This is a genomic window from Phreatobacter sp. (genome assembly GCF_027532945.1).
Classification (GTDB): domain Bacteria; phylum Pseudomonadota; class Alphaproteobacteria; order Rhizobiales; family Phreatobacteraceae; genus Phreatobacter.
Genome location: NZ_JAPZTZ010000003.1, coordinates 46,955 through 72,168, shown reverse-complemented (window position 1 = coordinate 72,168; position 25,214 = coordinate 46,955). Strand labels below are relative to the sequence as shown.

Genomic DNA, 25,214 nt, shown 5'->3' with positions numbered 1-25,214 from the left:
ATGAGCCGCTCGATCATGCTGGCGGCCGTCGTCGCCGTCGCGTTGGCGGCGGCAGGCGGCGTCCGCGCCGAAGAGAGCCCCACCGACATGCCGGACTTCCCCGGCCGCGATGAGACCTTCGGCTATTGCATCGGCTGCCACTCGATGAAGGTGGTGGGCCGCCAGGGCATGGACCGGGAGCGTTGGGATACGACGCTCAGCTGGATGAGCGAGAAGCACAACATGCCGGCTCCGGACGGGGAGACGCGCAAGCTGCTGCTCGACTATCTGGAGAAAGCCTATCCGGCAGCAGCCCCGGCCCAGGGCGGCGGCTTCGTCGTGCCTTTCGCCCCGCAGCGGTGAGGCGGCGTCAGTCGCTGGTGCGCATCGACCAGGTCGCGTGCCGGACACCCGGCGTGCGGCTGACGGCGGCGATGACGCCCTCGAGCTCGCCGGGCTTGGCGGTGGAGGCCGCGAGCACGACAGTGAGTTCAGTCGTCTCGTCCGACGGGTCCTCGGTCGAGGTCTCCCGCACCGCATAATTGTGCGCTTCGAGATGGCCCTCGACCACCTCGCGGATGCGTCCGACATCCTCCGGCCCGGCGGAGACATGCAGTTCGTAGGTTGCCTCGGTGCTGGTCTCGTCGAGCGGCTGTCGGTTGATGAGGTTGACGAGCGGCCGCAGTGCCGTATTGGCTGCGAGGACGAAGAGCGCGATGAGCATCGCCTCGGCGACGAAATCGGCGCCTGCTGTGGCGCCGACAGCCGCTGAGCCCCAGAGAGTCGCGGCTGTGTTGAGGCCGCGGATATTCAGCCCCTCGCGCATGATGACGCCGGCGCCGAGAAAGCCGACGCCGGAGACCACATAGGCCAGCACATGGGCGGCGCTGGCATGGCCGTTGAGCCGCATGCCGATGTCGACGAAGGCGGCGGCGCCCACCGCCACCAGCACATTGGTGCGAAGGCCCGCGGTGCGCTGGCGAAACTGCCGCTCGGCGCCGATCAGCGTGCCCAGCACGAAGGCCGTGGCGAGGCTGATGACCGTGTCGATGAATGGCACCAACTGGAAGGATTGGACGGCGGCGAGGGTCATGGGCGTCAGGTCCGCGGGCAGGGCGCCAGCCTAGGGGAGGTCCCGGGGGCGGAGAGGCCGCAGCCGCACGCCCAAGTCAAGCCGAAAGAGGGCGTGGACAGACACGCCCTTGCCGATGCGCTGTGACGGCGGGATGACGTGCGGGGGTCAGGACGCCTTGAGGCCTGCTTCACCCATCGTCGCCGCGCGCGTCCGGTCGAACCGGCTGAGGCAACCTGCCAGGGCGCTCGCCTCGACGGGCGGGGAGTAGAAGTAGCCCTGGATCAGCACGCCGCCGAGGTTGCGCAGGACCTCTAGTTCACCAGCCGTCTCCACGCCTTCGATGACGCAGTCCAGCTTCATGTCGCGGCTGAGCGCGATGAGCGATCGGACGATGTTGTGGCTGGCGGCATCGTGCTCGATGCGGGCAATGAAGCTGCGGTCGATCTTCAGCTTCGTCAGGGGCAGCGAGTGAAGCCGTGACAGGCTCGAATAGCCGGTGCCGAAGTCGTCAATGGAGATGCCGCAGCCGAGGTCCCGGAGCTGCAGGACCGATCGCTTGACCTGGGCGGGGTCGAAGGCGAAGGCGGTCTCGGTGATTTCGAGGTCGAGCCGTCGCGGGTCAAAGGCGGACTGGCCGATCACGGCGGTGATCCGGAGAAGGTTCTCCGGGGAGCTGAGGTCCTGGGCCGAAAGATTGAACGAAAGCCGCATGGGGGCGGGCCAGTCCGTCGCGGTATCCAGCGCCTTCTTCAGGAGCGTCGTGGTAAGGCGCGACACGAAGCCGCCGCGTTCGGCCACCGGGATGAACTCGCCCGGCGACACGGAACCGAGGGCGGGACTGACCCAGCGGGCGAGCGCCTCGAAGCCGATGGCCTGCTCCGTCCTGATATCGACGATGGGCTGGAAAACGACCTTCAATTCGCTTTCAAGATCGGCCGACCGCAGCGCCTGCTCGATCACCGCATGGCGGCGGATCTCGTCATTATGCGCTTCCGAAAAGACGACGACCGAGCCGCGTTGGCCGCGCTTGGCCTGGTAGAGAGCATAGTCGGCCCGGTACATCAGGTCCTGGGGGGATTGGGGCTGGCCGTGCTGGGTGGCGATCCCCAGCGATCCCGAGATCTGGACCACGGTGCCGGCCAGGGAGAAATGCCGCGACAGGACCTCGCAGACCTCCTGGCCCCAGGCGAGGCACTGGTCCTCGCTGGCCTGGCTCGTCAAAAGGAAGGCGAATTCGTCGCCGCCGAGCCGGGCAAGGAAGATCCCATGGGGCGCGCAGGCGGCCTCCAATCGGCGGCTGACCTCCTGCAACAGGCGGTCGCCCACGCCGTGGCCATAGGCGTCGTTCACCGGCTTGAACCCGTCGAGATCAAGGATGCCGACCGCGAGGAGCCGCTCCCTCGCTCCGCCCTCATAGGCTTCGGCGAGGCGGGCGAAGAAGGCCCGCCGGTTCGGGAGATCGGTCAGGCTGTCGAGGTTCGCCAGACGAAAGTTCTCGTTGCCCAGCGCCACGGCCTCCGCCTGCGCCTGCACCATGTGGGTGAAGTGGTTGTAGTTGATATTGAGGATGATCAGCATCGCCAGCGAGACGAGGACGACATTGACTGCCGATGCAACGAAGGTCGGCTCGCCGGAGCTGATGAAAAAGCCGACGAAAAGGCCGTTGACGATCACCGCAACCGTCATGGCCGCCGGGCGCAGGTGCATCAGGCAGAAGATGCAGCTGATGACAGTGATAGCCATGTAGAAGGCCACATGCGCGCGCGTATAGGCGGTGCCGTAGCTGTAGAGCGACAGCGACCAGAGAGCAAAGCCGAGCGAGATCACCACGCCGAGCTTGAGCGTGCGGCCAAGTTCGGCCCGTGCCCGTTCGGGCGTCGTATGGCCGCCGCGCCGGCGCCACCACATCACGATGCGCAGGCCGGTGATCGCCGTCATGAGGCACGGGACACCGATGGTGAGCCAGGCGGGTGCGTGGGACACATGGGTGATCGCCAGCGCCCAGGTGTTCGTCATGAGGATGACGTACATGAGCGGCACCTGCCCGGAAAAGGCGCGGTGTTGCGCGCGCAGCAGGTTGGGATCGTCTGGCAGTCCCCAGAGCCGGACGAGTGGCGTGAGCAGTGTGTCGCGCAGGGTGCGCGATGCTGTCCCGCCAGTGTCCTGTCCCGGACTGCTCATCGATCCTTGCCCCCGCCGGCATGGTCCCTCGAGAGGACGCCACGCATCGCCGCGCGGCTGTCATCCCAGCCGACGCCGACGACTATTTGATTTAGCGTGCCGTAAATGGGTTCCCGTAGGGTTAAAGCCTTTCATGGACGCTAGTGTGCCAGCGCCTCGAAGCCATGTGGGTCGACCTCGTCTCGGCGCTCGATGCCGTGACCGCGGTGCAATCGCGCCTGTCCATCCGCTCCGCCGCCTTGGAGCGCGCCTCCAAGGGTCAGCAGGACTTCCAGGACTTCCGACCCAGCTGACCGGCCTCACGGGGGGCGACGTCGCCGCGGTCAGGGTGCAACTCACCGCCGACCGGACCCAGCTCCTGGCCTCCTATGCGGGGTGGGCAAAGGTGCAGGGCCTCTCCCTCCGTGACGATCTCGGCTGAAGCAGGCAGGGCAGGTCGCTTGCCTCTCCCTCGGTCGCCCGGCGCCCGCCAGGGATTGCGACATGATGTCCTGTCTAACCCGTGAAATGCCGCTAAGGTCTTCATAAAGCGGACATTTGCCGCAATTGACAGGCCCACATGAGCTCACTTCAGCACTTGTGCGGCGCCTGTCACCCTGTCGTCATGAAACTGTCGCCAGTCTGTCGCCGTGGGTCTTGAGAAGGGCCCGTCGCCAGATTGGTGCCCACCTTTTCCACCGGGAGACTGTCCATGCCCACACGCCGTCTTCTCCTCGCCGCCGCGGCGATTGCCGGCCTTGCCACCGCGCCGGCGCTCGCCCAGCAGGCGCGCACCCCGATCACCATGTGGATCGGCGTCACCGGCCCGGCCCAGGAAGAAATCATGCGCTATGCGCAGGAGTTCAATGCCAGCCAGACCCAGTTCGAGGCCAAGGTCGAGTTCCGCGGCCAGTATCCCGAGCAGCGCGCCGCCGCCTTCGCCGCCTTCCGCGCCGGCAATCCGCCGCACATCATGCAGATGTTCGACGCCGGCACCGGCGACATGTTCGCCCTGCCGCGCGCGACGATCCCGGTCTCCGAGGTCATGCAGCGCGCCGGCGTGCAGTTCGACCCGGCCGCCTATATCGGCCCGGCCCGCGGCTACTACTCGCGTCCCGACGGCACGATGAACTCGCTGCCGTTCAACGTCTCCACGGCGGTGATGTTCATCAACAACGACATCTTCACCCGCGCCGGCCTCGACCCGTCCAAGCCGCCGCGCACCTGGCCGGAGGTGATCGCCGCCGCCAACCAGATCCGTGAGCGCAACGCCGCCGAATGCGGCTTCACCACGACCTGGCTCGCCTGGACGATGCTGGAGCAGTACTCGGCCCTGCACGACCTGCCGCTCTCCACCGAGGCCAACGGCCGCGGCGGCCTCAACGCGGTGCTGAACTTCAACGACGCCCCGCGCGCCCGGATGGTGCAGACCCTGGTCGATGCCTCCCGCAACAAGGCCTTCCAGTATGGCGGCCGCTCCAACGACGCCAACGCGCTGTTCGTCGCCGGCACCTGCGGCATGCTCATCCAGTCCTCAGGCGGCCATGCCGCCATCGCCCGCGACCTGAAGGCCTCCTTCTCCGTCGCGCCGATGCCATTCTGGCCGGACGTGATCGCCGAGCCGAAGAACTCGATCGTCGGCGGTGCCTCGCTCTGGGTGTTCAACGCGCCGAACCGCTCGGCCGAGGAACTCCGTGGCGTCGCCCAGTTCCTCTCCTTCCTCGCCCGTCCGGAGGTCTATGTCCGCTTCGCCAAGGCGACGGGCTTCCTGCCCGCGACCAACGCCGCCTTCCAGGCGATGCAGGCCGAGGGCTTCTTCCAGCAGAATGCGGGCCGCGATGTCCCGATCCTGCAGCTGACCCGCGGCACCCCGACGGCCAATTCGTCGGGCTATCGCTTCGGCCGCTGGACCGAGATCCGCGACATGTACCATGAGGAGGTCGAGCGGGCTCTGCAGGGCCAGCAGACCGCCCAGGCCGCCCTCGATAACGCGGTCCGCCGCGGTAACGACGCCCTGCGCCAGTTCGAGCGCTCGGTCGGCGCCTCCAACTGATCTCTCCGCATTCATCGCGGGGCGTCCGGCCGCAAGGCCCGGCGCCCCGCGGTTCCGTTTTGGCGTGACGGCCGCTTCGCTCGCGGCCGGCCCCGGGGTCCTCATGGAACGCAAGGTCGTCTATCCGCAGAAGGTGCTGCCCTATCTGCTGCTCGCGCCACAGATCGCCATCACGCTGGTCTTCTTCTTCTGGCCGGCCGGCCAGGCCATCTGGATGTCGACGCTGCTGCAGGACCCCCTCGGCTTCTCGGTGCAGTTCGTCGGCCTTGAGAATTTCGAGGCGGTGCTGAAGGACACCGCCTATGTCGCCACGCTGCAGCGGACCTTCCTGTTCTCCTTCGGCGTCACCGCCCTGGCGATGATCCCGGCGCTGCTGCTCGCCGTCATGGTCGATCGGGTGGTGCGCGGCGCCACCGCCTACCGCACCGTCCTCGTCGTGCCCTATGCCATCGCACCAGCGGTGGCCGGTGCCCTGTGGCTCTTCCTGTTCCAGCCGTCCATCGGCACCATCGCCTATCCGCTGCGCCTCCTCGGCATCGACTGGAACCCGCGGATCGACGGCACCGACGCGATGATCGTCGTCGTCATCGCCTCGGCCTGGAAGCAGATCGGCTACAATTTCCTGTTCTTCCTCGCCGGCCTCCAGTCGATCCCGAAATCGCTGCTCGAAGCCGCCGCCATTGACGGGGCGAGCGAGGTCCGCCGCTTCTGGACCATCGTCTTCCCGCTCCTGTCGCCCACCACCTTCTTCCTGCTGGTGATCAACATCACCTATGCCTTCTTCGACACGTTCGGCGTGATCCACGCGGTCACCCAGGGCGGGCCGGGCAAGTCTACGGAGGTGCTGATCTACAAGGCCTGGTACGACGGGCTCATCGCTCAGGACCTCGGCCGCTCCTCGGCCCAGGCTGTCATCCTGATGATCATCGTCATCGGCCTGACGGTCATCCAGTTCCGCTATGTCGAGCGCCGGGTGCACTACTGATGACCAGCCCCGTCTTGCCTGCGCTGAAGTCCAGCCGCCGCGATCTCATCCCCCATCTCGTCATTGCCATCGGCATTGCGATCACGGCCTTCCCGCTTTGGGTCGCCTTCGTCGCCTCGACGCTCAGCAACCCCGAGATCGCCCAGGCGCCGATGCCGCTCCTGCCGGGCGACCGGGCCATCGACAATTACGGCGAGGCGCTGATGCAGGGCGGTCGCTCCGGCCGCATCCTGACGCCTCCGGTCTGGGAGATGATGCTGAACTCGACGGTGATGGCCCTCACCATCGCCCTCGGCAAGATCGTCATCTCGATCCTGTCCGCCTATGCCGTGGTGTTCTTCCGCTTTCCCTTCCGCATGGCCTTCTTCTGGATGATCTTCATCACCCTGATGCTGCCGGTGGAGGTGAGGATCGTGCCGACGATCCAGGTCATCACCAACCTCAACCTGATGAACACCTATGCGGGCCTCACCATCCCGCTCATCGCCTCGGCCACCGCCACGCTGCTGTTCCGCCAGTTCTTCATGACCATCCCCGACGAACTGGTCGAGGCCGCCAAGATCGACGGCGCCGGGCCGTTGAAGTTCTTCCGCGACATGGTGCTGCCCTTGTCTGTGACCAACATCGCGGCGCTCTTCGTCATCCTCTTCCTCTATGGCTGGAACCAGTATCTCTGGCCGTTGCTCATCGGCACGGATGCCAGGATGCAGACCATCGTCATCGGCATGTCCAAGATGATCGATTCCGCCGGCGGGCCGACCGACTGGAACATGGTCATGGCCACCGCCATGCTCGCCCTGCTGCCCCCCGTTCTCGTCGTCGTGCTGATGCAGCGCTGGTTCGTGAAGGGCCTGGTCGAGACGGAGAAGTGACAGCACGGCGCCTGCGATAACCTCTGTGATCGCTAGCGAAACGGTCTCCCGGGCGGATCGCGACCTTGCCCGAGGGGGCTGCGGTCACCCGGATCATCGGCAAAGACTCTCGCGCCGGCGTGATGAGCCGCAGCCGAGGGCGGCATGGCCTTGTCAGTCGGCGCCTGTCCTGTCCGGGCACCGCAGATAGGCGGCGTCATTGAAGATCAATCGTCCATCGCGGCCCATGCGCAGGCGGACAGTCGCCGGCTCGGAGCCCTGATCGTCATCGGCGGTTCCACGGCCGGTCCAGACCCCGTTGCGCGATCTCCACCGGCGAATGGTCCAGCCGTGCTCATAGCCGAGGATGAAGCGGCGATCGATTTTCAGCCGGGCATGTTCCCCTGTGAGGGCACATTGGTCGAGGTCTCCGGCCCAAGTTCCGTGGAACTGCCGCGGAAGCCCCGCCGCGTCTGCCGGTGTTCCGCAGAACCCCATGGCGGCGACGGCGATGAGGACGAGGCGATTGCTGCTCACCATGGGAATGCCCCCCTGCCGATGGCTCCCTTTCTTCCACGCTCCCGCGCGGAAAGCGAGACTGCAGCCGCCCCTCGCTGCGGCGGGACGGTGGGTCCCGCCGCAGCGGCGCAAGTGGGCCTGGCCGCCGGGTCAGGCGTTTGGCCGGGCGGTCGCGAGGGCGCTGACCGGGCGACCATCGAGACCATCGACGTCGAGGACATGCCCATCGCCTATCTGCCGGGGAACGCATTGCGCGTCAGGGCCCGGGTGGTGGGCGCCATCCGGTCGGAGGCCTGAGCCCGCCGCGGCGGCACAGGGGCGAAGGGTCGGAGCGGTGCCGCGATCCGGCTTCCCGCCGGGCGTTCGGCCTGCCTTCGGCGACAACGGCGCCTCACCGATCTCTGTCGAGGTGGCCGCTGCCTATTCGGCGGCCGCGTGCATCTTGCTGCCGACGACCTCGCGGAAATCGGGGAGCGGCGCCAGCCAGCGCCTTGCCAGGGCTTCCGTCCGCGCGCTCCAGGTGAAGGGATCGCGGCCATGGACCCGCCAGAGCACCTCGTCCGACAGTTCCAGCAGCGCGAAGGCACCCGCCGGCTCGCCCGCCGTCGTGAAGGTCTCGGTGAGCGATTGCAGCGTGATGTGGGCGATGCCATCGACCATGGTGAGCGTGTTCCAGTGCACGTGGCCGGAGATCCACACCACCGGGACCGTCGCGGTCCGCAGCACGGCGCGCACATGGTCCGCGGTCGGGTAGGTGGAGAAGCGGCTGTTGTTTTGAAACCAGAAATTGCCGACCTGGGAATGGCCGGAGACCGGCACGTGGCTGACGATGGCGAGCGGCCGGTCGGCAGCCGCGACGGTCGCAGCGAGCCAGGCAAGGTCCGGGTCCTGGAGGGCGAAGCCCGAAGGCCTGTGCAGCTTTGCATCGGCGCGCCAGACGACGAGGCGCCAGTCGCCGACATCCACCGTCTCGTGCCCGGCTTTGCGGCCGAGGATCGCATCATTGTCCGTCACGTCGAGGTAGTCGCGATCGTGATTGCCATCGAGATGGAAGCGCGGCGCGGCGATGGGCGCGAAGGCCTCGGCCACCTCTTGTTCGAGCACGAGGTCAATGTCGCGCGCCTCGTCGGAGATGCGATCGCCGAGGTCGAGGACGAGGTCCGGCCGGGTCTCATCGACGAAGCGGCGGAACTCCGCCATCAGCCCCAGGGCCGCCGGTCCGGCTTTTGAGAAGGACGGCTTGCCATGGTGAATGTCGGTGACGATGCAGAGGCGGGCGGCGCGGGTCATCGGAGGTCCTTAAGGTGCGGAAGGGCCCGCCCCGCATCGGGCGGGACGGGCCGGATCGGTCCGGGGCTGGCTCAGCTGGCGCGGCGCGGCAGCAGCGGCTGGACAGCGGCGCCCATGGCCTTCAGCGCCTCGTCGGCGTCCTTCGACCGGTTCACCACCGACTGCAGGTGATCGTTGATCACGTCGGTGATGCGCAGAGCGTTCTGGCCGGGGAAGGCGTACCAGCCGGCGATCACGTCCTGCTGGCGGATGGCGACGAGGTGGTTCGGGTTGTCGCGATAGAACTTGCCGAGCATGTCCTCCCGCTCCGCCGGAATGGTCGTGCCGGGCATGTAGCCCGTGGCGTTGACCATGGTCGTCGCGCCGATCGGGCCGGTGGCGTATTTGATGAACTTCCAGGCCGCCTCCTGGCGGGCGCGGTCCTTGGTGAACATCATTGCCACATTGCCGCCGGCCGGCAGGCGCGGATTGGTCGCCGAGAGCGGGAAGCGGCCGCAGACCAGCTTGAACCGGCCGCCGATCTCGCGGTTGTAGCGGCCGAGCTGCGCGGTCGACTGCATGGACATGCCGAGGCGGCCGGAGAAGAAGTCCTGGAAGGCCGTCTCCGGGCGGATGTCCGGCATCTTGCCGTCGTCGACCATCTTGCGCAGCACGCGGATGGCCTTCTGGCCCGGCTCGTCGGCGAAGGCGACGCGGGTCTCCTCGGCATTCAGCATGGTGCCGCCATGCGACATGACGAGCGCCTGCCAGGCCCAGTTGCCGGTGATGGTCCAGTCGTAGAACAGGCCGGTGCGGTTCTGCGCCGGCGCGGAGATGGCAGCGGCGAGGCGGATCACCTCGTCCCAGGTCGTCGGCAGCTTGTCCGGGTCGCCGCCGGCCGCCTTCAGCAGGTCGGCGTTGTAGTACATGATCGGCGTCGACATGGCGAAGCCGATGCCCGTCTGCTTCGTGCCGGTCTGGCCGAGCGAGAGCAGCGAGGGCGAGAAGCCGAGCGATGCCGTCTCCGCATCGCCGTCCATGAAGGGCTTCAGGTCGACGGGGATGCGGCGCTCTTCCAGCGTGCGCTGGCGGTTGAGCCCGTGGAAGGCGACGTCGGGGAGGGAATTGGTGACGACGTCGCGGAGGTTGCGCTGGAGGATTTCCTCATAGCCAACTTCCGGAGCACGAAGCTTGATGGCGATGCCCGGATGGGCCTTCTGGAAATCCGCGGCGAGCTTCTCCAACAGGTCCTTGAACAGGACAGGGATGGAGTACTGCACCTCGAGCTCGATCGTGCTGCTCTGGGCACGCAGGTAGGAGGGCAGCGCCAGGGTGGCGGCGGTGCTGGCGAGGAAGGTGCGGCGGGTCGTGGTCATGGTCGTCTCCGGGGTGGGGAGTGGCATCGGGACATGCGTCATGCAGCTGCGATGCGCGGGGGCGCGTCGCAGGATGGGAGGGTCTCGCCAGCCGGCGGTTCCGGCGTGCCGTAGATGTCGGCGAAGGCGGCGGGAGTGAGGGCCGCGGCTGGCGCGTCGAGCACCAGCCGTCCGCTGCGCAAGGCGACGACACGGTCGGCGAAGCGTCGCGCCAGATCGACCTGGTGCAGCGAACACAGGACGGCGATGCCGTTCTCCCGCGCGACGGAGCGCAGCACCGTCAGCACGTTGTCGGCGGCCTTTGGGTCGAGGCTCGAGACTGGCTCGTCTGCGAGGAGCACCCGCGAGCGCTGCGCGAGGACCCGCGCGATGGCAACCCTCTGCTGCTGGCCGCCCGAGAGGGAGTCGGCGCGCTGGTAGGCCTTGTCGAGGAGCCCGACCCGGTCGAGGCAGGCGAGCGCCAGCTGCCGATCCGCGGCGGGGAAGCGGCGGGCGACGACGCGCCATGTCGCCACGTGGCCCATGCGGCCCGCCAGGACGTTGTCGAGGGCCGACATGCGGCTGATCAGGTTGAACTGCTGGAAGATGAGACCGATGTCGCGGCGCGCGTCCCTGAGCTGCCGGCCACGCAGGCCTGCAAGGTCGCTTCCGAGGACGGATACACTGCCGGCATCGGGCGCAACGAGCCGCGTCACGCAGCGGAAGACCGTCGATTTGCCCGCCCCGGAGGGGCCGACCAGGGCTACGACCTCGCCGGGCGCGACGGTGAAGGATACGTCGGCGAGGGCGATGGTCGATCCATAGGTCTTGGACACGCCGCTGAGGCTGAGCACGGCAGGCATCAGACCAGCCTCCGCCGCAGCCAGGCCGAGAACTGGTCGATGGCGGTGACCATGACCAGCACGATGGCCGAGAGGGTCAGGAGCTTCTGGAAGTCGAGGAGGTCGATGGCCGCCTTGATCTCGATGCCGATGCCCCCGGCCCCGACGATGCCGAGGATGGTCGAGGTGCGGACATTGGCCTCCCAGACATAGAGCGAGACCGAGGCAAGGTTCGGCAGCACGGTCGGCAGCATGGCGTAGGTGACGACCTTGGTGCGATTGGCCCCCGACAGCGCCGCGGCCTCGAGAGGGGCGGGCGGGATGGTCTCGATGGCCTCGGCATTGAGCTTGGCGATGACGCCCAGCGAATGAACGATCATGCCCAGCACCCCGGCGAAGGGCCCGAGGCCAACGGCTGCAACGAACAGGATGGCGAAGACCACCGTGTCGATGCCGCGGAAGGCGTTGACCACCGCTCTGACAGGCACCGACAGGAGCGGCGAGGGCGTGACATTGCGGGCAATGAAGACCGACAGCGGGAAGGCAAGCAGCGTCGCGACCGCCGTGCCGACCGTGGCGATCGCCACCGTCTCGAGCGCCCGGTAGAGGAAAGCGTCGAAGTCGCCGGCATAGGGCGGCCAGGCCTTGGACGCCCACGACCACAGCCGCGGCAGGCCGGTCACGAGCTTGGCAGGATCCACCTCGGCGATGCGCACCGACGCGAGGATGAAGGCGACGACAGCCACGATGACCGCGACCCGCGCCAGAGTGGCGCGGGACAGCAGGGTGACCGACGGCTCCGCATAGGAGCCGTCAGCCCGCCGCACGGGGACGTCGTCGCGGACCATCGTCACGAGGTCCGGATCGCGCCGAGGTCCCGGCCCATCTTTTCCAGGCCCTCGTAGGGCTGGTGGGTGGCCGGCACGAAGCCGGTATAGGGCCAGGGCAGCAGCTTCTTCTCCTCGTCGGACAGGCCGGCGAGTGCCGCGCCGATGGCCTCGGCACGGGCCTGTGGGAAGCTCTTCGACACCACGACGCACTCGTTCGGCAGCGGGTCGGATTCCCATACGACCGTGTTGGAGGTCGGCTGGATCGTGCCGTTGCGGATCATGGTGTTGCGGTGGGTGTCCCAGCCCGTGGCAAGGTCGACCTGGCCGTTGATGGTCGCCATCTGCGCGGCAGCGGCGGAAGCGCCCTCGGCGTAGCGGCCGAAGAAGGTCTTGGGGTCGATGCCCTTGGAGCGCAGGAAATGGGTCGGCACCAGCCAGCCCGAGGTCGAGCCGACGTCGAGCATCTGCATGGACTTGCCGCGGGCATCCTCGGGGAAGGCGGTGATGGTCAGGCCCGGACGGGCGACGATGATCGCCTTGTAGGTGGGGATGCCGTTGACCAGCATCGTGTTGATGATGCGGGCATCGCCCCGCACCTTGGCGAGAATATAGCCCCAGGGACCCATCTGGGCGACGTCGATCTGCTCATTGGCGAGCGCCGTGGCGATGCCGGCCCAGTCATTGGCGACCTGCAGCTCCAGATTGGCGCCAACCTTGTCGGCAACGGCCTTGTAGACCGGCTCCCAGACGCGGCGGGTGTCGGCCTGGGTCGGCTGCTGCGGCCCAAGGCCGATCTTCAGCGTGGGACGGGTCTGGGCGAGCGCGGGAGCCGCGATCACGGCTCCGGCGGCGGCGAGGACAAGGCGGCGGTTGATGGGGGTCATGGTCGGTCTCCGGTGGGACATGCTCACTTCACGGCCGTCATGGTGACGCCGTCGATGAACCAGCGCTGGGCAGCGAGGAAGGCGATGACGAGGGGGGCGGTGATGGCGGTCGCGGCGGCCATGAGCGGCCCGTAATTCGTCCCCGCCTCGGCGCTGGCGAAGAACACGACCCCCAGCGGCGGGGTGGCGAGATGCTCGGACTGGATGACCACCAGCGGCCAGAAGAACTCGTTCCAGTTCCACACCAGCGACAGCACGCCGAAGGCGACGACTGCCGGCATGGCCGTCGGCATCATGATGCACCAGACGATGGCGAACTCGCCGAGCCCGTCGAGCCGGGCGGCGTTGATCAGGTCGTCCGGGACGGTGAGAAAGAACTGCCTCAGCAGGAAGATGCCGAAGACCGAGATGGTCGAGGGCAGGATGATCGCTGCGTAGGTGTTCAACAGGCCGAGCTGCCAGAGCAGGATGTAGAGGGGGATGGCGGTCACCTGCGGCGGGATCAGCAGCCCGAGCAGCACCAGCAGGAACATTGTCTCGCGGCCGCGCCAGCGCAGCTTCGCCAGCGCATAGGCGCAGGGCAGGGCGGTCAGCAGCTGGCAGGTGAAGATGGCGCCGGTGACAATGAAGCCGTTGAGAATGTAGCGGGCGAGTGGCTGGCGGGTGAAGGCGTCGGAATAGTTCTGCCAGGCGTGCCACTGCTTCGGCAGCAGCGCGAACTCCGGCGCAAAAATCTCGCCGGAGGGCTTCAGGCTCACCGAGACCATGATGACGAAGGGCGCCAGCATGAGGATGGCGCCAAGGCCAAGGACGCCGTGGCGGAAGAGCTGGAAGCCGAGGCCGGAGGATCGGGTTCGCACGGGAGCCTCAGCCGTAGTGGGTGTGGCGCTCCTGCAGCTTCACCTGGATGACGGTGACCAGCAGGACAAAGCCGAGGAAGACGACGGTGAGGGCGGCGGCATAGGCAGAGCGCAGGAAGGAAAAGCCCTCCTGGTACATCTGGAACAGCAGGACGTTGGTGGCCTTGTTCGGCCCGCCATCGGTGAGCACCTGAACCGTGTCAAAGACCTGGAAGGACCTGATGGCGGTGATGGTGACGACGAAGAGCGTCGCCGGGCCGAGCATCGGCCAGGTCACGCGCCGGAACCGCTCGAAGGCGCCGTCTGCCCCGTCCACCGCCGCGGCCTCGTAGAGGTCCTTCGGGATGGCCTTCAGGCCGGCGACAAACAGGACCATGGAGAGGCCGATCGCCTGCCAGACGCCGATGACGCCAAGGGCAAAGAGAGCGGTGTTGGGGTTCTTCAGCCAGTCGGTGGTCGGCAGTCCGACGAAGGCAAGTGCCAGGTTGATGGCTCCGACCGTCGGATGGAAGGCGAACTGGAACACCAGCGCCATGGCCAGCAGGGTCGAAACGACGGGCAGGAAGAAAGCGGCTCGATAGAAGCCGCGCAGGCTGGTGCCGGCCTCGATCAGGATGGCGGCGCCGAGACCGAGGAAGACCGACAGCGGCACCACGAAGGCGACGTAGGTCAGCGTGTTGCGCAGCGTCTGCCAAAACACCGCGTCGGCCGCCATCTCGCGGTAATTGTCGAGACCCGCCCAGGCGATCTCCGGCATGCCGAAGGTCCAGTCGGTGAAGGAGAGCACCACGACGGCGACGGTGGGGCCGAGCAGCATCACCCAGATCAGCACGAAGGCGGGGCCAGCCAGCACCCAGGCGGCAAGTTGCTCGGCGGCCTCGCCGGCGGCTTTGCGCCGATGCGCCACGAGACTCGCGGCGTGGGGGAGCGCAACGTCAGACATGGAGCGCGACCGCCGGGCGTGGCTGCAGCGGCGCTGCCGTCTCGGCCTCGGCGACGAGCCGGCGGCCGTCGGCGGCGAAGACCAGCACGCGTCCCGGTGCCACCGAGACATGGGCTTCCTCGCCGGGGCGGAAGCGGGCGCCGACCGTCGGCTCGACCCGGGCGATAACCGGCTTGTCGACGGCAGACAGGCGCAGGTGGACGAGGGTCTCGGCGCCCAGCATCTCAACATGCCGGACGGTGCCGCTCAGCGTGATGGAGCCGGCCGCATCGCCAGCTATCGCCAGTGCTTCGGGACGGATCGCGACGGTGACCTGGCTGCCGGCGGGGGCGGCGACGTCGATCGGCCATGGCTCGCCAAGGACTGCGAGGCGCCCGTCCTGCTCGACCCGTCCGGGGATGGTGTTGATCTCGGGCGTGCCGATGAAGTTCGCCACGGCGAGGTCCTGCGGGTCGTCGTAGATCGCCTGGGGGCGCGCCACCTGCATCAGTCGGCCGCCCATCATGACCGCCACGCGGTCCGACATGGTCATGGCCTCGGCCTGGTCATGGGTGACATAGACGAAGGTGGTGCCGAGGCTGCGATGCAGCTCCGAAATCTCGGTGCGGGCCTGGACGCGCATCTTCGCATCGAGGTTTGACAGCGGCTCATCCATGAGGAAGGCCTTGGGGCGGCGCACCATGGCCCGCGCCAGGGCGACACGCTGGCGCTGGCCGCCGGAGAGCTGGGCGGGCCGGCGCGCCAGGAGATGGCCGATGCCGAGCCCCTCCGCGACCGCCGTAACGTCCGCTGCGATGCCGGCGCGAAGAGCCCCTGCACCCGGCATGGCGCGGCCGAGGACCGGCAGGCGCTGTGCGGCGTTCAGGCGCCGCATTTCCAGCGGCAGGCCGATATTCTCGGCCACCGTCATGTAGGGGTAGAGCGCGTAGGACTGGAACACCATGGCGATGTCGCGCGCCTTGGGTGGCAGGTCGTCCACCACGGCGCCGCCGATCGCGACGTCGCCGTCGTCCTGCGTTTCCAGGCCGGCGATGATGCGCAGGATCGTCGTCTTGCCGCAGCCCGACGGACCGACCAGCGTCAGGAACTCGCCATCGGCGATATCGAGCGACACGCCCTGCAGCACGGACGTGTCGCGAAAACTCTTGCGGATGGCGCGTAGCGAGATCCCGGCCATGGCGTCCTGCCCAACGACGCCAGCGGCGCCTCACTTGTCGCCTTTAACTCGACAAGTTAACGGACATGTGACGAATGGCTCAGAGCGTGTCGATCCGGACGATGAGGCTGCCGGAAGGAATGACTGCGTTCCCGTAGAGCAGGGGACGGCCGTCCGCGTCGCTGTCGACGTACATCATCACCATGACAGGCGCATCGAGCGGGATCGACAGCGCTTCGGCCTCGCGGGGGCGCGGCATGCGACAGTCGAGCCAGGTCGAGGCACGGTAGAAGGCGTCGACGCCGAAATCGGCGAGCGCACGGGTGAAACTGCCGGAATTGGCCACCGCCTCGCCGATGCCGTGAAAGCGACTGCGCTCGAACAGGTGGTAGCTGTAGATGAGCAGGGAGGGGCTGGCGCCGCGCACCGTTTCGATCAGGATCAACGGCGTGCCTTCGGTGACACCGAGATGTCCGGCGATGGCGGCGGTGGCGATCCGCTCCTCCGTCCCCACCACACGCCCGGAGGGGCCGGCATTCATCTGCCGCTCGATCTCACTCCACTTGGAATCGCGGGTGATGCGATATTCCGGCGGCCTGTCCTCAACGAAGACGCCGCGCCCGCGCCGGGCCCGCACCAGCCCGAGCATGGCCAGATTGGCGAGCGCCATGCGCACCGTGTGGCGGTTCACGCCGAAGCGCTCGGCAAGATCGTGTTCGGAGGGGAGCTGGTCGCCGGGGCCAATCAGGCCGGCGCGGATCTCGGCCTCGAGATCGCTCTGGATGAGCCTCCAGACCGGAAAGCGCGTCTTCGCCATGGATCGTCCCGGTCCCCCTTGGAGCGACGAGGCCTCCTTCATTTGCGGGCCAATGGCAAGTCCGCCTCGTTCTCGGGTCGATGGAGACAGGCTGATGAGGGATATTCGGTTACGCTTCCTTGGCGGCCAAGGCTCCTTGGCCTGCCGCCAGATTGTCGATCGTGACGAGAATTCGGGCGAAGGTCTCGACGGCCTCGGTTGGAAAGACGTCAACCGTCACGCGGTGCAGGGGATGACGGGCCGAGACCGTCGGAACGAGACGGGTCTCGCCGGGAGCCTTCGCGACCTGGTCGCCGCGAAGGGCATGCGAGCTTGCATCCGGCCATCAAGGCAAAGGCTCGGTTTCTCTGGAGCTGGAGAACCGTCGCTTCAGCAGACGCTAACGCGCGAACATGAGGTCGGGGATCCACAACACCAGGGCGGGTGTGAAGATCATCAGCAGCGTGATGGCACAGACCGCGATGAAGAAGGGCAGGGATTCCCGTGTGTAGTCGGCGATCGACACCTTCAGGATCGTGCAGACGGCGAACATGGCGGCACCGACGGGCGGTGTGAAATTGCCGATGGTTGCCGCGATGATGAAGATGATGCCGAAATGGACGGGGTCGCCGCCGAGGCTGAGGATCAGCGGCAGGAAGATCGGCGTCAGCATAACGATGAGGATGGCCCCGTCGACAACGAAGCCCGCGACGATGACCAGGAGCACGATGATGACCATCACCGTCTCAAGGTCGCGGCTCACCCCCAGCACCCAGCGCGAGATGGTGTCCGGCACCTGCTCGTAGACGATGCCGTAGCTGAAGATCGCAGCGAGAGAGAGCAGGAACATGACCGAGCCGACGTCCCTGAGGCTCATCTCGAGCCCTTCGAGGAAGCCGGCACGGGTGAGCGCTCGATGGGCGAAGATCCCGACGCCCACGGCATAGACCACCGCGAAGGCGCCGACCTCGGAGGGCGTGAAGACGCCCCAGCGCAGACCAAGCAGCAGGAAGACGGGAAAAAGGATCGCCCAGATGCTGGCCTTGAAGGCGCTGCCGATCTGGCGAACCGTCGGCCGTTCCTTGAGTTCGGCATCATAGCCGCGTCGCCGCGCCACCACCCAGATGACCGCCGCCATGGCCGCCCAGAGCAGGAAGGCCGGCACGAAACCCGCTGCGAACAGCCGGCCGATCGAGACCTGTCCCACCGTCCCGTAGAGGATCATGCCGATGCCCGGCGGGATCACCGGCGTCAGCAATGACGAATAGGAGATGATGCCGGCGACGAAGCCCTTCGACATGCCGCGCTTGATCATGTTCGGGCCGAGCATGCGCGCCGACATGGCCGCATCGGCAATGGCCGAGCCCGAGACACCGCCCATGAGGCCCGAGAGCGCGAGGTCGACCTGCGCGAGGCCGCCCTTGAGCCGGCCGACCAGCACGGTGGCGAGCTGGATCATCCGCTCGGTGATGGCCGACTGGTTGAGGAAATTGCCCGCCATGATGAACAGCGGGATGGCCAGCAGCGCGAAGTTCTGCGTCTGCGACACCGTCAGCTGGACCGGGACGGTGAAGGGGATGTCCGGGTTGAGGATGAAGAAGATGGCGCCCGAAATGCCCAGCGCGAAGGCCACGGGTACGCCGACGAGGGTGAGGACGAGGAAGGCGATGAAGACTGTGAGCATGGGCGGTCCTCACTCTTCCTCGGTCGCCGGCCGTGGCCCGGCCTTGAGATGGTCGAGCAGCTTGAAAGCGGATGTCAGGAACATCAGCGCGCAGCCGATCGGCAGGCTGAGCGTGACGATGGAATAGCTGACGTTGGGAAGGCCCTGGAACGTCCGGGCCCGGCTGATCCAGGCGAGCCACAGGCCCGCGACCACGATGAAGGCGAGGAAGGCGAGGACGATCAGGTGGTTGGCGATCACCAGGGCGTGGCGCGCCGATGGGGTGAGTCGGTCGATCAGGAGATCGACCGACATGAAGGCGTTGTGGCGCCAGGCGATATCGGCACTGAGGAAGCAGGCCCAGGCAAAGAGCGCCGTGGCGGCATCGCCCGACCAATTGAGCGGATAGCCCATCAGTCGACCGACGCCGCCGGCGAAGATCAGGACGACCATCAGCACGAGGAAGCTGCCGGCGATCACGGCCTCGGCGCGGCCGAGGTGATGGTGGAAGGATCGCATCGTCATGCCCTCGTGCTGGAGCCGTGTCAGCGCTGCTTGCCGATCTCGCGGTGCACGGCGTCGCGCACTTCGAGCAGGTTCAGCGTCTGATAGGCGCGCTCGCCGGCGCGGCGGAAGGCGGCGAGATCGATGTCGGTGACCAGCGTCATGCCGCGCTCGCGCAGCGTCTGGCGCACCTGCGCCTCCGAGGCGAGGATCTTCTCCGAGGTTTCGCGGCCGGCCTTCTGGCACTCCTCCACCAGCGCGGTCTGGAGTTCGGCCGGCAGACGGTTGAAGAACTGGGAGCCGACGACCTGGAAGTTGATCAGCAGGATGTGCGAGGTCTCGTTGGCGTGGCTCAGCACCTCCCAGAAGCGGCGGCCGGGAATGTTGTTGTGCACGAGCTCGACGCCGTCGATCGCCTTCTGCTGGAGCGCCGGATACATCTCGCCGAAGGCCATCGCGACCGGCGAGGCGCCGAGCGCGCGGATCGATTCCTGCCAGATGGGGGCCGGCGGCGTGCGGATGCGCAGGCCTGCGAGGTCCTCAGGCTTGCGCACGGGCTTGTTGGTGTAGAAGTGGCGCATGCCCTGCACCCAGTCGAAGCAGACGACGCGCAGGCCGTGCTGATTGGCGAGCTCGTCGACGAAGCGCTTGATGGTGGGCGACTCCCTGAGCTTCGCCACCTCGTCGAGAGTCTCGGCGAAATAGGGACCGTTCATCACCGCGATGCCGCGGACATAGGTGCCGAGGCGCGCGGCATCGGTGTTCTGGCCGATATTCGCGCCCTGGCGCATCTGCTCGATGATGTCCTCCTCGACGCCCAACTGGGCGGAGTGGAAGATCTGCATGCGCAGGGCGCCGCGGGTGCGCTCCTCGACGCGACGCGCCCAGAGCTGGAATCCTTCGTGGAACGGCTCGGTCGGCGCCAGCACGTGGTTGAGCCTGAGCGTGAACTGCTGGGCGGCCGCCGGCGCCGGCATGGCGAGCGAGAGCGCCACGCCGGCAAGCAGGCCGGCCATGGTCTTGAGACCCGTCTTCATCGTTCCTTCTCCCTGGTGTGCCGTCCTCTGGGGAACGGTCGTGGTGTCCAATGCGTCATCAATTGCGATCGAAGACCGGCAGCGGAACGCCGAGGCGCTTCGCCAACGCGGTGAAATCCTCGATCGTGACGGGGTCCACCGGGATCCCGTCCTGGCGGCGCCTCTCGGCTTCCGCCCATTCCCTGTCGCCGGGCGCCATGACGGCGGCCCCCGGTGCCGTGCACGAACCGCGCAGCCGGTCGAGATAGCGCCGCATCGCTGCGTCGAAGCTGTCCCGGTCGATGAAGGCGTCGGGCCGGATTGCCACGACGAAGGCCCCCATGCCGCGCGGCGTGGAAAAATCCGGCCCGCCCATGGGGGCGATGTCGAAGGACAGCCGCATGCCCGTCAGGACGGCGGAGAGGATCTCCACGAGGCCGGCGAGGCCCGCTCCCTTATGGCCGAAGGCAGCCCCGAGGGGGGCGAGCATCTCCACCCCGTGGGGGTCCGCGATGTCGATGCCGGCGCCATCCGAGGCGACGCCGTCGGGCAGCGGCAGTCCGAGGCTGCGGTAGAGCAGGACACGGTTGTAGGGGATGGCGCTTGTGGCCATGTCCAGAAGCCAGGGCTTGCCGCCAGCCACGGGCACGCCCGCCGCGATGGGATTGGTGCCGTGGAACCGCTCAGCGCCGCCATGCAGCCGCATGAAACTGTCGGAATTGCAGACGGCGATGCCGATGAAGCCGGCTTCCGCGGCAGCCAGCGCATAGGCGCCCGCCGCGCCGAAATGGGAAGACCGGCGGATCGCCACCGCGGCGATCCCGGCCGTCGTGGCCATGTCGCATGCCGCCTCCATGGCGGCGAAGGTGACCACTGCGCCGTGACCGTCGCCGCCGTCGAGCACGGCGGCCGCCGGCCCGGTGCGGGTCACCTCGATGTGGGGCTTGCCGATCACCCGGCCACCCTCGATGGCCTTCACGTAATGGCCGGTGAGGCGGACGCCGTGGCTGTCGATGCCGAAGAGCGAGCCGTGCATCATCGCCCGGGTCGCAGCCACAGCCGTCGCCGCATCGGCACCCGCCGCGGCAAGGACACCCTGGCAGAAGCGCTCAAGGGCAGACGGCGCGACACGGACCACGGAATCGACTGATGGGGCCGGGGTGACGGAGGCCGTGCTCACAGCGTCTGCCCCCCGTCGATGACGAGCAACTGCCCGGTCATGAACCCGCTCTCGTCGCTGGCGAGGAAGACGGCGGCAGCCGCCATCTCGTCCACTGAGGCGAGCCGGCCGATGGGATGGCGGGCGATCATCGCCTTGCGCGCGGCCTCGGCGTCGGAATTGGCCGAGATGCGCTCGGCGAGCGAGGGGGTGTCCGTCGTGCCAGGGCACAACACGTTGCAGCGGATGCCGCGGCTGATGAAGTCGCGGGCCACGGCCTTGCTGAGTCCGATCAGCGCCGCCTTGCTGGCTCCATAGGCCGTGCGGCCGGCGACGCCCGTCAGGCTGGACGCGACGGAGGCCACGTTGACGATGGTGCCGTGCCCCCGATCCAGCATGCCCGGCAGGACGGCGCGCATCATGCGATAGGCGGAGGTGGCGTTCTGGTCGAGGCTGCGCGCCCAGTCGTCCGGCGAGCAATCGAGGATGGTGCCGGAATGCACCCAGCCCGCAGCATGGATCAGAACGTCAACGGCACCCGCCTCAGCGATCACGGGTGGAATGGCCCGGTCATCCGTCACGTCGAGCGCGGCGATGACAATGGCGGATGACAGCCCGGGCAGATCCTGAAGCTTCGCCAACGTCCGGCTCGTGGCGAGGACGCTGGCGCCTTCGCCGGCACAGGCGAGTGCAATGGCCCGACCGATACCCTGGCCGGCGCCGGTCACCAGAACCCGCTTGCCCTGCAGCCTTCCTGTCACGACGCACTCCCGATGCCATTCTTGTTTTGTGTATACACTAGACATTTTTATGTGCCGGACAACCTCTGTTTCTGCGACCGGCGGTCGCGCTAGACTGGAGGGAGGGTCGATGGACCGCGGGGCTCGCAAAGTGCTGGACGTGTCGCAGCAGGCATTTCAGGGCAAGGCACCGCGTGTGTTCGAACAGCTCGTGGGCGCGCTGACGGAGCGTCTTGCGTCCGGCGCCCTGGCCCCCGGCACTGTTCTGCGCACCGCTGCGGTGGCTCGCGAATTCGGCACCAGCCGGGGGCCGGTGAGGCGGGCATTGGAGGAGCTGAAGGCGGCCGGCTGGCTCTCTGGCCGTGGCCTGACCTATGTGGTTGGTGCGTCTGCGCCTCAGCCGGAGGGAGCGCGGCCCGCTTTTGGCCGGGAAAGCGCGGTGCGGATCGCCGCCGAGGCGAGCTGGGCGCGAATCTACGGCGATGTCGAGGCGACCCTCGTGGCCCGGATGTCGTTCGGCTCCTGGCGCATCGTCGAGGCCGAGCTTGCCGAGCACTATGGGGTATCGCGGACGGTTGCCCGTGAGGTGCTGGGTCGCCTGCAACAGCGCGGCATCGTCAAACAGGACAAGCGGTCGCGATGGTATGTGCCGGGTCTCGGGCGCGACTATATGGCCGATCTCTATGAGATGCGCCGGGCCCTCGAACCCCAGGCCTTGATCAACGCCGCGCCGCGCCTTCCCCCGTCCATGGCTTCATCGCTCCTCGCCAGCATCGACGAAGCGATCGGCCGCGCCGAGGAACTCGACGGACCGGAACTCGATCGGTTGGAGCGCGAGCTGCATGTCGACCTCCTTGGCCATTGCGGCAATCGCACCATGGTCGAGGCCATCGCCCTCTATCAGTCGCTGCTCAGCGCCCATAGCTTCCTCTACATGACCGCCCCCCGGATCTTTCCGACCGAGCCGTTCCTGCCCGAGCATCGTCGTGTTCTCGATCGCTTGGTCGGAGGTCATGTCGATGAGGCCGCTGACGCGCTGCGCGAGCACCTGGTTCTCTCTCTCGACCGTGCCGTCTATCGCATCGAGATGGTCCGGGGCATCGTCACTCCGTCAGACGTCGGGTACCTCGTAAGGATGAGCTAGCAGAAGAGCGTCTGGTGGCTCATCAGCTGCAAGACCCCCAAAGCCACGCCCCGGTGACCACAGCGCAATCGCCCGTCAGGTCATGGATCTTGCCGCCGTCGGAAGCCCCTCGACCATCGACAGGCGCCCGCCTATGGCGTGGACTCTGATGGGACCAGTCGCAGACGTTGCCGATGTCCGCTCTCAGGGCCCATTACCGGTCCGCGGCACTCGTCCGCTTCGCGCCTCAAAAGCAGACATCCGACCAGGGGCTACGAGCGGACTTGCGATAATGCCGCTCGTCTGGGCCAGTAGGCAGGAGGCGATGCGCATTGCTTTTCCTCCTGATGGAATGAGGCATTATCAAGCGAACGGACAATTCCGTCGTCCCGGATGTGGTGATCCAGCAGCAGGAGTATCAGATGAACGCTGATGAGATCTCGGAGCGGGCTAGCCTTCTCCATCACCGCATCTATGCAGAGCACATTCGCAAGGATCCGGCGCTCTTGTATCGTGCCGTTGCGATGCTGGAAAAAGGTATTGCAAAGAATGGCGGCACAGTCGGTCATCATACGTGGCAGAGCGCCACCATAGCGGACATTCAACAGCCTGCCGAAACCAGACGCTAGCGCGATATCTTGCCGAGGCGCCTTCCAGAGGGAACGGTCGCGATCAGGGCCGCAGGACGATCTTGGCGGCCGGTGTCGTGCCGGCGTCAATGGCTTCGAAGGCTGACGAGCCCGCGCTCAACGGTCGTTCCTCGAACCAGCCCAAGCCGCCCAGACGCCCTGCGCTGAGAGCGGCGACGGTGTGGGCGAAATCCACCGGCGTGTAGCAATAGGTGCCGGTCAGCGTGACCTCCTGGAGTGTGATCTTGCGGATGTCGAGACCATCATGGCCCGGCAGGAGCCCGGCATGGACGATCACGCCGCCCGGTCGCACCATGGCACAGGCTGCGGCCCGGCTGGCGCGGGCGCCGACGGCATCGATGACCAGATCGACGCTGTTTTCGGTGGGTTCTCCGGCCGATCCGGGCTCATAGACGGTGAAACCTTCGCCCTTAGTGATTGTCTGACGCCGCAGCGGGTTGGGTTCGCCGATGCGGATGTCCGAGGCGCCGAACAGACGGCTTACGAGGGCGGCGGCAAGGCCGATGGCGCCGCCGCCCAGAATAGCCACGCGAGCGGTTGCGAAAGGTTGCTGAAGCTTCTGGGCCCCCAGCCACACCGCATGCCACGAGACTGCGATGGGTTCCGCTAGCGCCGCATGTTCGATCGGCAGGCTGTCAGGGATTCCGACGACATTGCGCTCGGGGATCCGCACGAACTCGGCAAAGGCGCCGGCGCGCGGCGGCATGGAAATGATCTGGCGCGAGGGTGACAGGTGAGGGCGGCCGGCGATGGCGCTGGGGCAGGTCGGATCGACGACGAGGGGATTGATCGTCACGCGCTCGCCATCACGTGGTCCGCCAACGATCCGACCCGCAGCCTCGTGGCCGAGGATGAGCGGCGCGGGCCGGCGGGCATCATGCCCGTGATAGGCATGCATGTCCGAGCCGCAGATGCCGACCGCCTCGACACGGACGAGAACCTCTCCGTCTTCCGGGACCGGGTCCGGCTCGTCACGGAAGGCGAGGCTGTGGGGTGCCGTGTAGACGAGCGCCTTCATGGACAGTCTTCCGTCATTTGGCGGTGAAGCCGCCGTCGACCGCGAGGGTCTGGCCGGTCACATAGGCTGATGCGTCGGAGGCGAGGAACACCGTTGCCCCGGTGAGGTCGGACAGTTCTCCGTTCCGTCCGATCGCGGTTTGCTCGGCATTGCGGGCGGCGCGCTCGGGATCGGCGAAGACGGGGGCGGTGAGGGGGGTCGGGAAGAACCCCGGCGCGATGGCGTTGCAGGTGATTCCGCGGCGCGACCAGGCTTCAGCTATGGCGCGGGTGAGCTGCACCACGCCGCCTTTGCCGGCGCCGTAGGGGGCACTGTTGGGGAAGGCGCGATAGCTCTGCAGCGACGCGATGTTGATGATGCGGCCCCAGCCGCGATCGGCCATGGCCGGCGCCAGCGCTTGGGCGAGCAGGAAGGGAGCCCTGAGGTGCAGGGCCATGTGCAGGTCAAAGCCCTCTGCCGTGACCTCGGTGAAGGGCTGGCGGAGGTTCACTCCCGCGGCGTTGACGAGAATGTCGGGCGACAGGCCAAGCGCCGCGAGTGCGTGGGTCACGGTGACCGCGCAGGTGGGCGTCGCGAGGTCCACCACGAGGCCCTTGGCCGCGATCCCCTCCGCCATCAAGTCGGCGACCGCTGCGTCGGTCTCTGCAGCCCGGCGCGCGGCGAGCACGATACCGGCCCCCGCTTCCCCCAAGGCGCGGGCCATGGCGAGGCCGATGCCACTGTTCCCGCCCGTCACCAGCGCGGTGCGGCCCGTGAGGTCGAAGAGCCCGGCGAGACGGAACAT

The 25,214-nt window shown here is 67.4% G+C and carries 27 protein-coding genes; 8 read left to right on the top strand and 19 right to left on the bottom strand.

Annotated elements, in window-relative coordinates:
* Positions 1 to 342, top strand: coding sequence for a hypothetical protein (locus O9344_RS01425; RefSeq protein ID WP_298471943.1), 342 nt, complete (start codon positions 1 to 3; stop codon positions 340 to 342).
* 7 nt (positions 343 to 349) lie between these two features.
* Here O9344_RS01425 and O9344_RS01420 read toward each other — a convergent pair whose 3' ends face one another.
* Entirely contained in the window at positions 350 to 1,072 is a 723-nt protein-coding gene (locus tag O9344_RS01420) for an MgtC/SapB family protein (RefSeq protein ID WP_298471942.1), read from the bottom strand.
* Positions 1,073 to 1,219: 147 nt separating this feature from the next.
* Positions 1,220 to 3,235, bottom strand: coding sequence for an EAL domain-containing protein (locus O9344_RS01415; RefSeq protein WP_298471940.1), 2,016 nt, complete (start codon positions 3,233 to 3,235; stop codon positions 1,220 to 1,222).
* A gap of 143 nt (positions 3,236 to 3,378) precedes the next feature.
* Here O9344_RS01415 and O9344_RS01410 point away from each other — a divergent pair, with 143 nt between their 5' ends.
* The 4 genes from O9344_RS01410 (at position 3,379) to ugpE (ending at position 7,124) form a co-directional block, all read left to right on the top strand.
* Positions 3,379 to 3,528 (top strand): hypothetical protein, encoded by a 150-nt coding sequence (locus O9344_RS01410; protein WP_298471939.1) that lies wholly within the window; start codon positions 3,379 to 3,381, stop codon positions 3,526 to 3,528.
* A gap of 398 nt (positions 3,529 to 3,926) precedes the next feature.
* On the top strand, positions 3,927 to 5,267 hold the full coding sequence (locus O9344_RS01405; RefSeq protein ID WP_298471938.1) for an extracellular solute-binding protein: 1,341 nt from the start codon (positions 3,927 to 3,929) through the stop codon (positions 5,265 to 5,267).
* A 103-nt stretch (positions 5,268 to 5,370) separates the two neighbouring features.
* Positions 5,371 to 6,252 carry a sn-glycerol-3-phosphate ABC transporter permease UgpA gene (ugpA, locus tag O9344_RS01400; RefSeq protein ID WP_298471937.1) on the top strand — a complete coding sequence of 294 codons (882 nt, stop codon included), beginning with the start codon at positions 5,371 to 5,373 and terminating at the stop codon, positions 6,250 to 6,252.
* Entirely contained in the window at positions 6,252 to 7,124 is an 873-nt protein-coding gene (gene ugpE / locus O9344_RS01395; protein WP_298471935.1) for a sn-glycerol-3-phosphate ABC transporter permease UgpE, read from the top strand. The genes ugpA and ugpE overlap by 1 nt, the downstream gene beginning before the upstream one ends.
* A 153-nt stretch (positions 7,125 to 7,277) precedes the next feature.
* Here ugpE and O9344_RS01390 read toward each other — a convergent pair whose 3' ends face one another.
* Entirely contained in the window at positions 7,278 to 7,643 is a 366-nt protein-coding gene (locus O9344_RS01390; RefSeq protein ID WP_298471933.1) for a hypothetical protein, read from the bottom strand.
* Positions 7,644 to 7,730: 87 nt separating this feature from the next.
* Between O9344_RS01390 and O9344_RS01385 the strand changes: the two genes are divergently transcribed.
* Positions 7,731 to 7,919 (top strand): hypothetical protein, encoded by a 189-nt coding sequence (locus O9344_RS01385; protein WP_298472431.1) that lies wholly within the window; start codon positions 7,731 to 7,733, stop codon positions 7,917 to 7,919.
* Positions 7,920 to 8,042: 123 nt separating this feature from the next.
* On the opposite strand, the gene O9344_RS01380 is transcribed toward O9344_RS01385, so the two are convergent.
* From O9344_RS01380 to O9344_RS01315, 14 genes are all read right to left on the bottom strand, one after another.
* Positions 8,043 to 8,912 (bottom strand): metallophosphoesterase, encoded by an 870-nt coding sequence (locus tag O9344_RS01380; protein ID WP_298471931.1) that lies wholly within the window; start codon positions 8,910 to 8,912, stop codon positions 8,043 to 8,045.
* 71 nt (positions 8,913 to 8,983) lie between these two features.
* On the bottom strand, positions 8,984 to 10,267 hold the full coding sequence (locus O9344_RS01375; RefSeq protein WP_298471929.1) for an ABC transporter substrate-binding protein: 1,284 nt from the start codon (positions 10,265 to 10,267) through the stop codon (positions 8,984 to 8,986).
* Between the two features lie 38 nt (positions 10,268 to 10,305).
* Positions 10,306 to 11,109 (bottom strand): phosphonate ABC transporter ATP-binding protein, encoded by an 804-nt coding sequence (gene phnC, locus O9344_RS01370; protein ID WP_298471927.1) that lies wholly within the window; start codon positions 11,107 to 11,109, stop codon positions 10,306 to 10,308.
* Positions 11,109 to 11,936, bottom strand: a complete 828-nt coding sequence (gene phnE / locus O9344_RS01365) for a phosphonate ABC transporter, permease protein PhnE (RefSeq protein ID WP_298471925.1) — start codon at positions 11,934 to 11,936, stop codon at positions 11,109 to 11,111. Before phnE ends, phnC begins: the two co-directional genes overlap by 1 nt.
* 2 nt (positions 11,937 to 11,938) lie before the next feature.
* On the bottom strand, positions 11,939 to 12,802 hold the full coding sequence (locus O9344_RS01360) for a phosphate/phosphite/phosphonate ABC transporter substrate-binding protein (protein ID WP_298471924.1): 864 nt from the start codon (positions 12,800 to 12,802) through the stop codon (positions 11,939 to 11,941).
* Positions 12,803 to 12,825: 23 nt separating this feature from the next.
* On the bottom strand, positions 12,826 to 13,662 hold the full coding sequence (locus tag O9344_RS01355) for a carbohydrate ABC transporter permease (RefSeq protein WP_298471922.1): 837 nt from the start codon (positions 13,660 to 13,662) through the stop codon (positions 12,826 to 12,828).
* Between the two features lie 7 nt (positions 13,663 to 13,669).
* Positions 13,670 to 14,605 carry a sugar ABC transporter permease gene (locus O9344_RS01350; RefSeq protein ID WP_298471920.1) on the bottom strand — a complete coding sequence of 312 codons (936 nt, stop codon included), beginning with the start codon at positions 14,603 to 14,605 and terminating at the stop codon, positions 13,670 to 13,672.
* A complete protein-coding gene (locus O9344_RS01345) occupies positions 14,598 to 15,782 on the bottom strand; it encodes an ABC transporter ATP-binding protein (protein WP_298471918.1) in 1,185 nt (394 codons plus the stop codon). The genes O9344_RS01350 and O9344_RS01345 overlap by 8 nt, the downstream gene beginning before the upstream one ends.
* A gap of 79 nt (positions 15,783 to 15,861) precedes the next feature.
* Positions 15,862 to 16,578 carry a phosphonate metabolism transcriptional regulator PhnF gene (gene phnF, locus O9344_RS01340; RefSeq protein WP_298471916.1) on the bottom strand — a complete coding sequence of 239 codons (717 nt, stop codon included), beginning with the start codon at positions 16,576 to 16,578 and terminating at the stop codon, positions 15,862 to 15,864.
* Between the two features lie 379 nt (positions 16,579 to 16,957).
* Positions 16,958 to 18,241 (bottom strand): TRAP transporter large permease subunit, encoded by a 1,284-nt coding sequence (locus O9344_RS01335; RefSeq protein ID WP_298471914.1) that lies wholly within the window; start codon positions 18,239 to 18,241, stop codon positions 16,958 to 16,960.
* Positions 18,242 to 18,250: 9 nt separating this feature from the next.
* Positions 18,251 to 18,745, bottom strand: a complete 495-nt coding sequence (locus O9344_RS01330) for a TRAP transporter small permease (RefSeq protein ID WP_298471912.1) — start codon at positions 18,743 to 18,745, stop codon at positions 18,251 to 18,253.
* Between the two features lie 20 nt (positions 18,746 to 18,765).
* A complete protein-coding gene (locus O9344_RS01325) occupies positions 18,766 to 19,761 on the bottom strand; it encodes a C4-dicarboxylate TRAP transporter substrate-binding protein (protein WP_298471910.1) in 996 nt (331 codons plus the stop codon).
* 58 nt (positions 19,762 to 19,819) lie between these two features.
* A complete protein-coding gene (locus tag O9344_RS01320) occupies positions 19,820 to 20,878 on the bottom strand; it encodes an Ldh family oxidoreductase (protein ID WP_298471908.1) in 1,059 nt (352 codons plus the stop codon).
* 38 nt (positions 20,879 to 20,916) lie between these two features.
* Positions 20,917 to 21,660, bottom strand: a complete 744-nt coding sequence (locus O9344_RS01315; RefSeq protein ID WP_298471906.1) for an SDR family oxidoreductase — start codon at positions 21,658 to 21,660, stop codon at positions 20,917 to 20,919.
* A 109-nt stretch (positions 21,661 to 21,769) separates the two neighbouring features.
* On the opposite strand from O9344_RS01315, the gene O9344_RS01310 reads away from it, so the two are divergent.
* Together O9344_RS01310 and O9344_RS01305 are read left to right on the top strand one after the other, a co-directional pair.
* Entirely contained in the window at positions 21,770 to 22,783 is a 1,014-nt protein-coding gene (locus tag O9344_RS01310; RefSeq protein ID WP_298471903.1) for a GntR family transcriptional regulator, read from the top strand.
* 401 nt (positions 22,784 to 23,184) lie between these two features.
* Positions 23,185 to 23,391, top strand: a complete 207-nt coding sequence (locus O9344_RS01305; RefSeq protein ID WP_298471902.1) for a hypothetical protein — start codon at positions 23,185 to 23,187, stop codon at positions 23,389 to 23,391.
* Between the two features lie 43 nt (positions 23,392 to 23,434).
* On the opposite strand, the gene O9344_RS01300 is transcribed toward O9344_RS01305, so the two are convergent.
* Positions 23,435 to 24,430, bottom strand: a complete 996-nt coding sequence (locus O9344_RS01300; protein ID WP_298471900.1) for an alcohol dehydrogenase catalytic domain-containing protein — start codon at positions 24,428 to 24,430, stop codon at positions 23,435 to 23,437.
* 13 nt (positions 24,431 to 24,443) lie between these two features.
* A complete protein-coding gene (locus O9344_RS01295; RefSeq protein ID WP_298471898.1) occupies positions 24,444 to 25,214 on the bottom strand; it encodes an SDR family oxidoreductase in 771 nt (256 codons plus the stop codon).

What these genes read in the sequence shown, in the direction of transcription:
- O9344_RS01325 (WP_298471910.1), bottom strand. Translation starts at nt 19,761, where the DNA reads ATGAAGACGGGTCTCAAGACCATGGCCGGCCTGCTTGCCGGCGTGGCG.
- phnC (WP_298471927.1), bottom strand. Translation starts at nt 11,109, where the DNA reads ATGCCTGCCGTGCTCAGCCTCAGCGGCGTGTCCAAGACCTATGGATCG.
- O9344_RS01350 (WP_298471920.1), bottom strand. Translation starts at nt 14,605, where the DNA reads ATGTCTGACGTTGCGCTCCCCCACGCCGCGAGTCTCGTGGCGCATCGG.
- O9344_RS01405 (WP_298471938.1), top strand. Translation starts at nt 3,927, where the DNA reads ATGCCCACACGCCGTCTTCTCCTCGCCGCCGCGGCGATTGCCGGCCTT.
- O9344_RS01295 (WP_298471898.1), bottom strand. Translation starts at nt 25,214, where the DNA reads ATGTTCCGTCTCGCCGGGCTCTTCGACCTCACGGGCCGCACCGCGCTG.
- ugpE (WP_298471935.1), top strand. Translation starts at nt 6,252, where the DNA reads ATGACCAGCCCCGTCTTGCCTGCGCTGAAGTCCAGCCGCCGCGATCTC.
- O9344_RS01310 (WP_298471903.1), top strand. Translation starts at nt 21,770, where the DNA reads ATGGACCGCGGGGCTCGCAAAGTGCTGGACGTGTCGCAGCAGGCATTT.
- O9344_RS01300 (WP_298471900.1), bottom strand. Translation starts at nt 24,430, where the DNA reads ATGAAGGCGCTCGTCTACACGGCACCCCACAGCCTCGCCTTCCGTGAC.
- O9344_RS01335 (WP_298471914.1), bottom strand. Translation starts at nt 18,241, where the DNA reads ATGCTCACAGTCTTCATCGCCTTCCTCGTCCTCACCCTCGTCGGCGTA.
- O9344_RS01390 (WP_298471933.1), bottom strand. Translation starts at nt 7,643, where the DNA reads ATGGTGAGCAGCAATCGCCTCGTCCTCATCGCCGTCGCCGCCATGGGG.
- O9344_RS01425 (WP_298471943.1), top strand. Translation starts at nt 1, where the DNA reads ATGAGCCGCTCGATCATGCTGGCGGCCGTCGTCGCCGTCGCGTTGGCG.
- O9344_RS01330 (WP_298471912.1), bottom strand. Translation starts at nt 18,745, where the DNA reads ATGACGATGCGATCCTTCCACCATCACCTCGGCCGCGCCGAGGCCGTG.
- phnF (WP_298471916.1), bottom strand. Translation starts at nt 16,578, where the DNA reads ATGGCGAAGACGCGCTTTCCGGTCTGGAGGCTCATCCAGAGCGATCTC.
- O9344_RS01420 (WP_298471942.1), bottom strand. Translation starts at nt 1,072, where the DNA reads ATGACCCTCGCCGCCGTCCAATCCTTCCAGTTGGTGCCATTCATCGAC.
- O9344_RS01345 (WP_298471918.1), bottom strand. Translation starts at nt 15,782, where the DNA reads ATGGCCGGGATCTCGCTACGCGCCATCCGCAAGAGTTTTCGCGACACG.
- O9344_RS01375 (WP_298471929.1), bottom strand. Translation starts at nt 10,267, where the DNA reads ATGACCACGACCCGCCGCACCTTCCTCGCCAGCACCGCCGCCACCCTG.
- ugpA (WP_298471937.1), top strand. Translation starts at nt 5,371, where the DNA reads ATGGAACGCAAGGTCGTCTATCCGCAGAAGGTGCTGCCCTATCTGCTG.
- O9344_RS01415 (WP_298471940.1), bottom strand. Translation starts at nt 3,235, where the DNA reads ATGAGCAGTCCGGGACAGGACACTGGCGGGACAGCATCGCGCACCCTG.
- O9344_RS01305 (WP_298471902.1), top strand. Translation starts at nt 23,185, where the DNA reads ATGAACGCTGATGAGATCTCGGAGCGGGCTAGCCTTCTCCATCACCGC.
- O9344_RS01360 (WP_298471924.1), bottom strand. Translation starts at nt 12,802, where the DNA reads ATGACCCCCATCAACCGCCGCCTTGTCCTCGCCGCCGCCGGAGCCGTG.
- O9344_RS01380 (WP_298471931.1), bottom strand. Translation starts at nt 8,912, where the DNA reads ATGACCCGCGCCGCCCGCCTCTGCATCGTCACCGACATTCACCATGGC.
- phnE (WP_298471925.1), bottom strand. Translation starts at nt 11,936, where the DNA reads ATGGTCCGCGACGACGTCCCCGTGCGGCGGGCTGACGGCTCCTATGCG.